The 10,735-nt window shown below is 66.9% G+C and carries 8 protein-coding genes; 1 reads left to right on the top strand and 7 read right to left on the bottom strand.

Features of this window, described 5'->3' with window-relative positions:
• Positions 1 to 146: 146 nt before the first annotated feature.
• Together FW784_RS09055 and FW784_RS09050 are read right to left on the bottom strand one after the other, a co-directional pair.
• The gene (locus FW784_RS09055; RefSeq protein WP_149353025.1) at positions 147 to 908 is read right to left on the bottom strand and encodes a histidine phosphatase family protein; all 762 of its coding nucleotides are present in this window, start codon (positions 906 to 908) and stop codon (positions 147 to 149) included.
• A 112-nt stretch (positions 909 to 1,020) separates the two neighbouring features.
• A complete protein-coding gene (locus FW784_RS09050; RefSeq protein ID WP_149353024.1) occupies positions 1,021 to 3,087 on the bottom strand; it encodes a S9 family peptidase in 2,067 nt (688 codons plus the stop codon).
• Between the two features lie 139 nt (positions 3,088 to 3,226).
• Here FW784_RS09050 and FW784_RS09045 point away from each other — a divergent pair, with 139 nt between their 5' ends.
• Positions 3,227 to 5,047 (top strand): peptide MFS transporter, encoded by a 1,821-nt coding sequence (locus tag FW784_RS09045; RefSeq protein WP_235893630.1) that lies wholly within the window; start codon positions 3,227 to 3,229, stop codon positions 5,045 to 5,047.
• Positions 5,048 to 5,108: 61 nt separating this feature from the next.
• Here the strand turns inward: FW784_RS09045 and FW784_RS09040 are convergent, their stop codons facing one another.
• The 5 genes from FW784_RS09040 to rfbB all read right to left on the bottom strand — a co-directional run bounded on the left by FW784_RS09040 (position 5,109) and on the right by rfbB (position 10,596).
• Positions 5,109 to 7,106, bottom strand: coding sequence for an alpha/beta hydrolase family protein (locus FW784_RS09040; protein ID WP_149353023.1), 1,998 nt, complete (start codon positions 7,104 to 7,106; stop codon positions 5,109 to 5,111).
• A gap of 88 nt (positions 7,107 to 7,194) precedes the next feature.
• A complete protein-coding gene (gene rfbD, locus FW784_RS09035) occupies positions 7,195 to 8,106 on the bottom strand; it encodes a dTDP-4-dehydrorhamnose reductase (RefSeq protein ID WP_149353022.1) in 912 nt (303 codons plus the stop codon).
• Entirely contained in the window at positions 8,103 to 8,657 is a 555-nt protein-coding gene (rfbC, locus tag FW784_RS09030; protein ID WP_149353021.1) for a dTDP-4-dehydrorhamnose 3,5-epimerase, read from the bottom strand. Before rfbC ends, rfbD begins: the two co-directional genes overlap by 4 nt.
• Positions 8,654 to 9,547 (bottom strand): glucose-1-phosphate thymidylyltransferase RfbA, encoded by an 894-nt coding sequence (rfbA, locus tag FW784_RS09025; RefSeq protein WP_149353020.1) that lies wholly within the window; start codon positions 9,545 to 9,547, stop codon positions 8,654 to 8,656. Before rfbA ends, rfbC begins: the two co-directional genes overlap by 4 nt.
• Complete coding sequence (gene rfbB / locus FW784_RS09020) at positions 9,544 to 10,596, bottom strand: dTDP-glucose 4,6-dehydratase (protein ID WP_149353019.1); 1,053 nt, start codon at positions 10,594 to 10,596, stop codon at positions 9,544 to 9,546. The genes rfbA and rfbB overlap by 4 nt, the downstream gene beginning before the upstream one ends.
• Positions 10,597 to 10,735: the final 139 nt, after the last annotated feature.

Genomic DNA, 10,735 nt, shown 5'->3' with positions numbered 1-10,735 from the left:
GCTCAGCAACGCGGCGCCCGGCATTTCGCCGGCGCCTGCGACCACGAGGATCTGGCCGCGCGCGTCCTTGTCGCCTGCGCGCGACGGTTGCGGCAGGGGCCAGCGACGCAGCTGACCCGGCGTTATCCCAATGACGGGCGGCTGGCTCATTTCGGGCCGACCGGCACGTCGGGCTCGGTCGTCACCGTCTCGCCCGCTTCCACCAGCGGCGAAACGAAGTTGTACCGGTCCAGCACCAGCTTGCCGGTGTGGCCCCGCGTGGGATCGAACGCGTATCCGGTGATCGCGCAGTTGGCGACATCCTGCTCGCGGTCGATGCCCAGGATCTGCGCTTCGCTCATCCGCTCGAGCAGGTAGCGGAAGCACAGCACGGTGACCTGGTGCGCGACGACCAGCACGCGCCCGCCGCGGTATTCGCGCGTCAGAGTGTCGAGCAGGCTGCGCAGGCGCAGGATGACGTCGCACCAGCTCTCGCCGCCGGGCGGCCGGTGATAGAACTTGCCGATCAGGTCCAGCGCCTTGGCCTGGTCTGGATAGCGTTCGCGAACGCCGAGCTTGGTCAGCCCGTCGAAGATGCCGAACTCGCGCTCGCGCAGGCGTTCGTCCAGCCGGATCCGATCGCAGTCGATGCCCGCCTGCCGCAGCGCGCGACGCATGGTCTGCTGGGCGCGCACGTACGGCGAGCAGAGGAACACGTCGGGGCGCTCGTTCTGCGGCAGGCAGGCGAACCAGCGCCCCAATGCGTCGGCCTGGCGCTCGCCGAGCGGCGACAGCGGCACGTCCGCATCGCGCGTGTCGTAATCGATGTAGAGCGAAGACGCCGCGTGCGCGCGATCACGTGCGACGTTGCCGGCCGACTCCCCGTGCCGGACGATCCAGAGACGGTCGGGCCACTTCTGTTCGCTCATGGGACCGAGCCTGCGCGGACGCTCGCCTACGCGCCGTCAACGCGCATGACGGGGCCACGAACGAAAACGCCCGGCACCCCGCGGCGCCGGGCGTTCCGAAACGCAGGTCGACTTACTGGCCGATGTGCTGGCGCAGCCAGTCGTTGACGGTGCGGTGCCACAGCACGCTGTTCTGCGGCTTCAGCACCCAGTGGTTCTCGTCAGGGAAGTACAGGTACTTCGACTCGATGCCCTTCTGCTGCAACGCGCTGAATGCCGCGATGCCCTGCTCCACCGGGATCCGGAAATCCTGCTGGCTGTGGATCACGAGCATCGGCACCCGCCAGTTCTTGACGTAGTTGACCGGGTTGAACTTCTCGTAGAGCTCCGGGTGCTCCCACGGGGTCCCGCCGTTTTCCCAACGACTGAACCACAGCTCCTCGGTGCTGTAACCCATCATGCGGTTGTCGAACACGCCATCGTGGTCGACCAGGCACTTCCACGGCTGGTTCCAGTTGCCGGCCATCCAATAGACCATGTAGCCGCCGTAGCTCGCGCCCAGTGCGCACGCCTTGTCCGCGTTGAGGAACGGGTACTGCTTGAGCGCCGCGGCCCAGCCCTTCTGCAGGTCCTCCAGCGGGCGGTCGCCCCAGTGCTGGCTGATCGCGTCGGTGAACGCCTGGCCGTAGCCGGTGGATCCGTGGAAGTCGACCATGACCACCGCATAGCCCTGCCCCGCGTACGTCTGCGGATTCCAGCGATAGCTCCAGCCGTTGCCGAAGCTGCCCTGCGGCCCGCCGTGCACGAGGAACGCGACGGGATATGTCTTGCCCTTCTGGTAGTTCCACGGCTTCACGACGTAGCCGTGCACGGTGTCGCCGTTCCAGCCCTTGAACGCGAACTGCTCGTAGTCGCCGAAGCGGACATCCTTCAACAGCTCGCCGGCGCTCGACGACACCGCACGAACCGGCCTGCCGTTGAGGCCACCGGAGAACAACTGGTCGCCGGACTTCAGCGAATTGCGCGAGAACGCGAGCACGCCGTTCTCGACGTCAAACGCGGACACCGTTCCGTCGCCGACGAGCTTGGTGACGCCACCCGACGCGATGTCCACCGCCCACAGCGGGTGCTCGCCCATGTCCTCGGCCGTGGTGTAGATCGTCTTGCCATCGCTCGACAGCGTTATGCCGTCTGCGGAGCGGTCCCACTTCGGATCGATCTCGCGAGTCGCGCCGTTGGCCAGGTCCATCGCCATCAGCGCGAAGCGGTCGGCCTCGAAGCCCGGGCGCTTCATCGCGCGGTAGTACAGCGTGCGGCCATCCGGGCTGAACACGCCGCCAGTGTCCCACGCCTTGTTCGAGGCGGTGAGGTTGCGCGCCTCGCTGCTGCCGTCGGCGGGTGCCAGGTACAGGTCGAAGTTGGTCGACCACGGCTCTTCGCGATTGGCGTCGCGCGCGCTGAACACGACCGACTTCCCGTCGGGCGACCAACCGAACTCGGTGGAATCACCGAACGGGCGCGACGGAACGTCGCCGACCACGTTGCCGCCGACCAGCTTCGCCGTCGACACCGTCTTGCCGGAGGCCGGCAGCTCTGCGACGAACAGGCGATTGAGCTTGCCTTCGTTCCATGCGTCCCAGTGACGGATGAAGAGGCGGTCGAACACGACGCCGCTGGTCTTCTTGAGATCTTTTCGCTCCGCGTGCTTGGCGTTGCAGGCGAGGTCGGCCGCGCAGTCCGGGTACGCCTCGAGCGAGACCGCCACGCGCGCGTCGTCCGGCGATACCGCGAAGCTGCCGACATCCATCGGCAGCGCGGTCACCTGCGCCGGCGAGCCTCCACTCGTGGGCACAGCGTAGAGCTGGGACGAGCCGCCCTTGGAGCTCAGGAAGTAGACACGCTTGCCGTCGTGGGAAATTTCCGGCGAATTGACGTTCCAGCCATCCGGCGTGAGTCGGCGCGGCTTGGCGGACGGGTTCGTCGCGTCCTGCGCCCACAGCGCGGTGGATGCCTTGTTCGCGTCGAAATCGACCACGCGGCGGGCGAACACCAGCGTCCGGCCATCCGGCGTGAGCACGGGCGACGAGAAGCGATCGAGCGTGGCGAGCTCCTCGGGCTGCAGGCCGTGGGGCGCGGCGCCCGCGGCGAGCGGGAGCGCGGCGGCGACCATCAGGGGCAGCAGGGCATGGCGAAGGGACATCGGGACTCCACGTGCAGGGGCGAAGCCCGATGGTAGGCCCACGGCCGGTGGTGGCAAAGCGAAGCCGATACGGCACGGCACGGGTCCTCGCGGCGGCCGTGGCTATACTCCGGCCACCTTTCACACGCCGGAGTTCCGCGTGTCGTCGATCCGCAATGCTTCCGCGCTCACCGCCGATCCGGGCCACGACCTGTTCGGGCATCCCAAAGGCGTTTACGTCTGTTTCTTCACCGAGATGTGGGAGCGCTTCTCCTTCTACGGAATGAAGGCGTTGCTGCTGCTGTACCTGCTGAAGCACCACCTGTTCACCGACAACGCGGGTTACGACGTGCTGGGTGCGTACGGCGGGCTTGTCTACTGCATCCCGGTGTTCGGCGGCATGCTCGCCGACCGCTACCTCGGCATGCGCAAGGCCGTGATCTTCGGCGGTCTGCTGCTCGTGCTCGGGCATGCCGGCATGGCGATCGAAGGCCAGGCGGCGCACATGGTGGCGGGCCACGTCGTTCGCGACGAAGGCAGCCTGCGGTTCTTCTACCTGTCCCTTTCGCTGATCATCATGGGCGTGGGCTTCCTGAAGCCCAACATCTCCACGATCGTCGGCAAGCTCTACGCCGAGGACGATCCGCGCCGCGATTCGGGCTTCTCGCTGTTCTACGCAGGCATCAACCTCGGCGCGCTGTTCGCGTCGATCGTGTGCGGCTACCTCGGCCAGACGCTGGGATGGAACTACGGCTTCGGCGCAGCCGGCATCGGCATGCTGCTCGGCCTCGGCCAGTTCATCTGGGGGCAGAAGTACCTGCACGGTCATGCGGAGCCGCCGGAACCGTCGCGCCTTCGCGAGCGCGTGTTCGGGATTCCGCGGGAAATAGCCATCTATGTCGGCGCGGTTGTCGGATTGCTCCCTGTCGCGTGGCTCATGTGGGCGGTGGCGAACGGCGCGTTCCGGCTACCCGGTGACGTGTCGCTCGCACTCGGCCTGATGATCCTGGTGATGGTCGGCGTGCTCGTCTGGTTCACCTGGTTCGTGATCGCGCGCTGCAACGCGGTGCAGCGCCAGCAGATGATCGCGTTGATCACCCTGATCTTCATGTGCCTGGTGTTCTTCACCCTCTACGAGCAGACCTACGGCTCCTGGGTGACGTTCACCGACCGCATGCTGACGAAGGACATCGTGCCGTCGCTGGTGAACCCGGCGGCGCAGGCGGCCTCGACCGCGGCCCACGTCGATTTCGCCGCGTTCCTGCGCTCGGCGCCCTGGTCGATCGTCTCGCTGCTGCTGGCACCGCTGGCATTCGTGGTATCGGCGACGCTGTCGGACCGCAAGCCGACCTCGGCCGCACCGCGCGTGCTGTTCGGCGCGGCCATCATCGCCATGCTCGTCTTCCTCGTTCGCGACGCGCTGGTGCTGCCGCAGACGGCCAGCTCGCTCACGTATCTGGGCGCGATGTTCATCGTGCTGCTCGCACCGACATTCGGCGCGCTGTGGGCGTGGCTGGGGCGGCGCGGCAAGGACCCTTCGAAGCCGACGAAGTCGGCGCTGGGCCTGCTGTTCGCGGGGCTGAGCTTCATCCCGCTGGCCTGGGCGGCGCAGCAGGCCGGCGCGACCGGGCAGCTGGCCAGCGTCTGGTGGCTGGTACTGGCCTATTTCACCCTCGAGGTGGGCGAGATGTGCCTCGCGCCGGTCGGGCTGTCAGCGGTGACCCAGCTGTCGGTACGCAGCGTCGTCAGCCTGATGATGGGGACGTGGTTCCTAGCCACCGCGTTTTCGGAAACGCTGGCCGCCAAGTTCGGCAAGCTGGCCTCCCTCGATATCCCGGAGGGTACGGCGATCGACATGGCGGACGCGGGCGCGAAATACGCGCACCTGTTCTGGCTGATGATGTGGATCGGCATCGGCTTCGCGGTTCTGGCATTCGTCGTTTCACCGCTGCTCCGACGCTGGATGCATGGGGTGAAGTGACGCGTTTCCGGTGACATGAAAAAGGCGCCCTGGGGCGCCTTTTTCGTTTCAGCGGTCTGGATCAGTGCGACGTCGAGGCACTTGCCGCCGGGACGGGCGGTGTGGCGGTCTCGCCCCCGATGTTGCGCGCGAGGAACGCCAGCAGCTTCGTGTAGAACTCGCGGCGGTGTTCGATCGTATAGAAGCCATGCCCCTCGGTCGGGATGTACAGCGTCTCCACCGGCGTGCCGGCGCTGATCAGTGCCTTTTCCATCAGTTTGCTATGGCCGATCGGGGCGCGTTCGTCCTTGCCGCCGGCCGCCAGGAACACGGGCACCTTGCTGCGCGCTGCCATGCGCGTCGGCGACACCGCGGCGATCTCCTCGCGCGATCCCACCCAGTCAGCGAGGAAGTTCTTGCCGTACGCGCTCGTGTGGGTGTCGCCGTCGGTGTACATCGTCGGCAGGTCGTACACGCCGGAGTACCCCACCGCGCAGCGATACAGCGTCGGCTCCTTGGCAACGCCCATCAACGCGGCGTAGGCCCCATAGCTGCCACCGTAAATGCAGATACGGCCGGCGTCGGCCTGGCCGCTGGAGATCGCCCAGCGCGTGGCATCGGTCAGGTCGTCCTGCATCGCGAGGCCCCACTGTTTGCGCCCCGCTTCGCTGAAGCTGCGCCCGTACCCCGACGAGCCGCGGTAGTTCACCCGCATGACGGCGTAGCCGGCGCTGGCAAGCATCTGCACTTCGGCGTCGAACCCTTCGTCATCGCGGACGCCGAACGGCCCGCCGTGCGGCAGCAGGACCATCGGCAAACGCTTGCCCTCCGACCCACGCGGCCGCGTCATGTAGCCGTGGATCTTGAGTCCGTCGCGGGCTGCGAATTCGAAGGCCTGCGTGGGATTCATGCGCTCAGGGTCGAACCATTCACCGTTGCTCAGCAGATAGTTCGCCTTGCCGAGCTTCGTGTCGAAAAGATAGTAGTCGCCGGGGTTGCGCGAACTTCCCACCCTGACCAGCGCGGTTCCGCCATCAGCCGTTTCCGACGTGACGTACACGTGCTGCCCGGGAAACGCTTCTTCCAGTCGTGCCTGCACCTTGGCGCGGCGGCTGTTGGTGTCGAAGAACCGCGTCGACAGCGTTTCGTTGTTGAAGAACGCGCCCACCGGGACTTCGCTGCCGAGTTCCGTGATCATCGCTTCGGGATCGACCACCGGATCCACGAGGACGTCCGCCACCTTGTCCGTTGCCGGATCCCAAGTGACCAGGTGGTCCGGCCCCTTGTCGGCTTCCGCAACGAGGTATGCCGTCCGGTTGTCGCTCGAGAAGCCCGCGGGCACGCGATCGAGGCCGGTCACCGATTCGTCGTTCACCAGCCGCCACTCGCTGCCTTCGCCGTCGCGGTAATAGAGCTTGCCGGCGCGGTCGTAATCCGCGCCGTGGGCAAAGCGCACCACGCCCGCGTTGTCGGTCGAGAACGTCGCGCTGCGGATCGGCGCACTGGCCAGGCGGATGCGCCGTCCGCTGTAGACGTCCATCTTCTCCACGCGCGGGAATTCCGCGCCGAAGGTTCCGACTTCCAGCACGACGCTGCGGTCGTCCCCGGGCAGGTCGTCGATGATGTCGGCCCACACCTGCTCGACCTTCTTGGCCTGGATGTGCGACCCGCCGCCGGTCCCGGTATTCGTGGTGACTCGCTGCCCGACCAGCAGTTCGCCGATCGCGCCCTCCTTCGCGTCGATGCCGTAGATCTCGCCCGTACCGGATGGGCTGTCCAGCGCGCCGAACTTTTCTCCGACCGTGAACAGCACGCGCGCGGGGTTGACCCAACGGAAGTTGCCGATCACGGTGTTCTCGCCCATCCCGAAGCGGCTAAGAACCTTGTTGTCGCTCCTGCGGATGATCGCGAGGATCGTCTGCTTCTCCAGCGGAACCGTGGCCGCGAAGAACTCGCCCTTGGGCGAAATCAGGATCTGTTCGAATTTGTCCTTGCGGATATACGGCTCGACGTCGAGCGCGTGCACGATCGGCGTCGCCGCCAGTGCGGCAGCGAGCACAGCTATCTTCAATCCCTTCATTTTCCCCGTCCTGCGTCGGTTGCTACCCGACTGCGGGTCGTTCCCGGCACGCCATGTGCCGCCTCCGCCCGCAGTCCCCCGCTACAGGCTAGCCGAGCAGGCGCGCCAGCGCATCCCCGTCGCGGTCGAGGGTATGGCGGAACGCGTCGCGCCAGTCGGGGACATCGATCCCAAGGGCGGCCAGCCCGCCGGAATCCAGCACCGAATAGTCAGGGCGACGCGCAGGCGTCGGATAGGCCGACGACGGGATCGGGACCAGAGTGGGCGCTCGCGCGATCAACCCGCGCTCCAACGCTGTCACGAATATCGCCTCTGCGAAGCCGAACCAGCTCACCTGCCCACGCGTGACCGCATGGTGGATGCCGGCGGGCGCCGCGCGCTCGAGCAACTGCGCCGTTGCGGCCGCAACAAACCATGCCGGCGTCGGGCAGCCGACCTGATCATCCACGACGCGCAGCTCGTCGCGCTCGCGACCCAGACGGAGCATCGTGCGCAGGAAGTTCTGCCCGCGCGTCCCGTACACCCAGGCCGTGCGCAGCACCAGCACGTCGGCGCCGGACGCCAGCACCGCCACCTCGCCCGCGCGCTTGCTGCGTCCGTAAACGCCGAGCGGCGACACCGCGCTGTCCGTGCGGTAGGGCGACCGCGCCGTGCCGTCGAAGACGTAGTCGGTCGAGTAGTGGACGAGACGCGCCCCGGCCTCGAGGCAGGCCGTCGCCATCGCCGCGGGTGCCTCCGCGTTGATCCGGAATGCGAGTTCGCTCTCGGACTCAGCCCGGTCCACCGCCGTGTATGCACTGGCGTTGATAACGACGTCCGGACGGCAGTCGAGGATGAGGCTGCGCAGAGCGCCGCGGTCGCCGACGTCGAGCGCTACGCACGTGACGCCGTCCAGTGGCGCCACGCCCGAACGGGTGGTGGCCAGCAAGTCGGCACCGGCAAGTCGCGCAGCCAGCTCGTAGCCGACCTGGCCATTCGCGCCGATCAGCAGCGTCTTCATTCGCAGGTCGGCAGGCGCCCGGCAGCGACCTGCGCGAGGAAAGGCGCACCCGCGTCCTTGCCCGACAACGAAGGCGAGGACACCGGCCAGTCGATCGCAAGCGTCGGGTCATCCCAGCGGATGGCGGCGTCGGCTGCGGGGTCGTAAGTTTCCGTGCAGAGATACGAAAACAGCGCCGACTCGCTCAGCGCGACGAAGCCGTGTGCAAAACCCGGCGGGATCCAGAAATGGCGGTGGTTGTCCGCGTTCAGCACGACGGCGGTCCAGCGGCCGAACGTCGGTGAATCGGGACGGATGTCGGCGGCGACGTCCCAGACTTCGCCCTCGAGCACCGTCACGTACTTGCCCTGCGGCTTCGGCCACTGGTAGTGCAGGCCGCGCAGAACGCCGCGCTGCGAGCGCGAAACGTTGCCCTGCACGAACCTCGGCGCCAGGCCGTGTTCGGCCAGGCGATCGAGGTTGAAACTCTCGAAGAAGAAGCCGCGCTCGTCGCCGAAGACCCGCGGCTCGATCACCAGGCAGCCGGGAAGGTCGGTCTCGATGATCTTCAAGGCACCATTCCGCGCTCGGGCAGGCTCAGCAGGTACTTGCCGTAGCCGTTCTTGGTCAGCGGCGCGGCGAGTCGCGCGAGGTCGTCGTCGCCGATCCAGCCGTTGTTCCAGGCGATCTCCTCGGGGCAGCAGACGCGCAGCCCCTGGCGGGCCTCGATGGTCTCGATGTAGTTGCCTGCCTCCAGCAGCGACTGGTGCGTGCCCGTGTCGAGCCATGCATAGCCACGCCCGAGCCGCTGCATGTGCAGGGCGCCTTCGTCGAGATAGAGGCGATTGAGATCGGTGATCTCCAGTTCCCCGCGCGACGACGGTGCCAGCGTGGCCGCCAGTTCGCTTGCGCGCCCGTCGTAGAAATACAGGCCGGTGACCGCGTAGTTGGAGCGCGGCTGCGCCGGCTTCTCTTCCAGACCCACGACCCGTCCATCCGCGTCGAATTCTGCGACGCCATAACGCTCCGGATCGTTCACCCAGTAACCGAACACGGTCGCCCCGTGCGCGCGCCGGTCCGCTTCCGTAAGCATCGCGGTGAGGCCCGGCCCATGGAAGATGTTGTCGCCGAGGACGAGGCAACTTGGCGCGCCGGCAAGGAACTCCTCGCCGATGAGGAACGCCTGCGCCAGCCCGTCCGGACTGGCCTGGGCCGCGTACTGGATGCGCATTCCCCACTGCGACCCGTCGCCCAGCAGCGCCTTGAACAGCGCCTGCTCGTGCGGCGTATTGATCACCAGCACGTCGCGAATTCCCGCAAGCATGAGCACGCTCAGCGGGTAATAGATCATCGGCTTGTCGTACACCGGCAGCAGCTGCTTGCTGATCGCCTGCGTGATCGGATACAGCCGCGTACCCGAGCCGCCGGCCAGGATGATGCCCTTGCGTCCGGTCGTGCTCATGCCTGCCCGATCCGTTCGAGGCGATAGCTGCCGTCCAGCACGCGCGCGACCCACGACTGGTTGTCGAGATACCAGTCGACCGTCTGCGCGATGCCCTGTTCGAACGTCACCGTCGGGGTCCAGCCGAGCTCGCGCTCGATCTTGCCGGCGTCGATGGCGTAGCGGCGATCGTGACCGGGACGGTCGGCGACGAAGGAGATCAGCGATTCGCGCGCACGGCCATCGGCGAGCGGTCGACGCTCGTCGAGAAGCGCGCAGATCACGCGCACGACCTCGATGTTCTCGCGCTCCGCGTTACCGCCAACGTTGTACGTTTCGCCCACGCGCCCCGACTGCAGCACGCGGCGAATCGCCGTGCAGTGGTCGCCGACGAACAGCCAGTCGCGCACGTTGCGGCCATCGCCATACACCGGCAGCGGCTCGCCGGCCAGCGCGCGCGCGATGATCAGCGGGATGAGTTTTTCGGGGAACTGGTAGGGACCGTAGTTGTTCGAGCAGTTCGTGGTCAGGACCGGCAGGCCATACGTGTGATGGAAGGCACGCACGAGGTGATCCGATGCGGCCTTCGATGCCGAATACGGCGAATTCGGCGCATACGGCGTGGCTTCAGTGAACTTGCCCGTTTCACCCAGCGACCCGTAGACCTCGTCCGTCGAGACGTGCAGGAAACGGAACGCATCGCGTTCGACCGGACCGAGCGAGCGCCAGTAGTCGCGCGTTTTCTCGAGCAGCGCCAGCGTACCGACGACGTTGGTCTGCACGAATGCCGCAGGCCCGTCGATCGAGCGATCGACATGGCTTTCAGCGGCGAAGTTGATCACGGCGTCCGGACCATGTTCGCGCAACAGGCGCTCGACCAACGCGGCATCGCCAATGTCGCCTTCGACGAAGACGTGCGTCGGGTCGCCGTCAAGCGGCGCCAAGGTGTCGCGGTTTCCCGCGTACGTCAGCGCATCGAGATTCACGATGCGGACGCCGCGGCGGACGGCGTCCAGCACGAAATTGCCACCGATGAAGCCGGCACCGCCGGTCACGAGCCAAGTGGTCAAACAACCGCTCCTTTCATTCGATCGGGACGATTCGTGGCGATCAGAACGGGATGTCGTCGTCGGCGAAATCGTTGCCGAAATCGTTGCCGCGCGCGGCAGGCGCCTCGCGACGCGGAGCCGGGGCCGACTGCGGAGCGCG

Source organism: Cognatilysobacter lacus (assembly GCF_008274655.1).
Lineage (GTDB): Bacteria > Pseudomonadota > Gammaproteobacteria > Xanthomonadales > Xanthomonadaceae > Cognatilysobacter > Cognatilysobacter lacus.
Note: the sequence above shows the minus strand (reverse complement) of the source record. Positions and strands in the feature narration are given on the sequence as shown.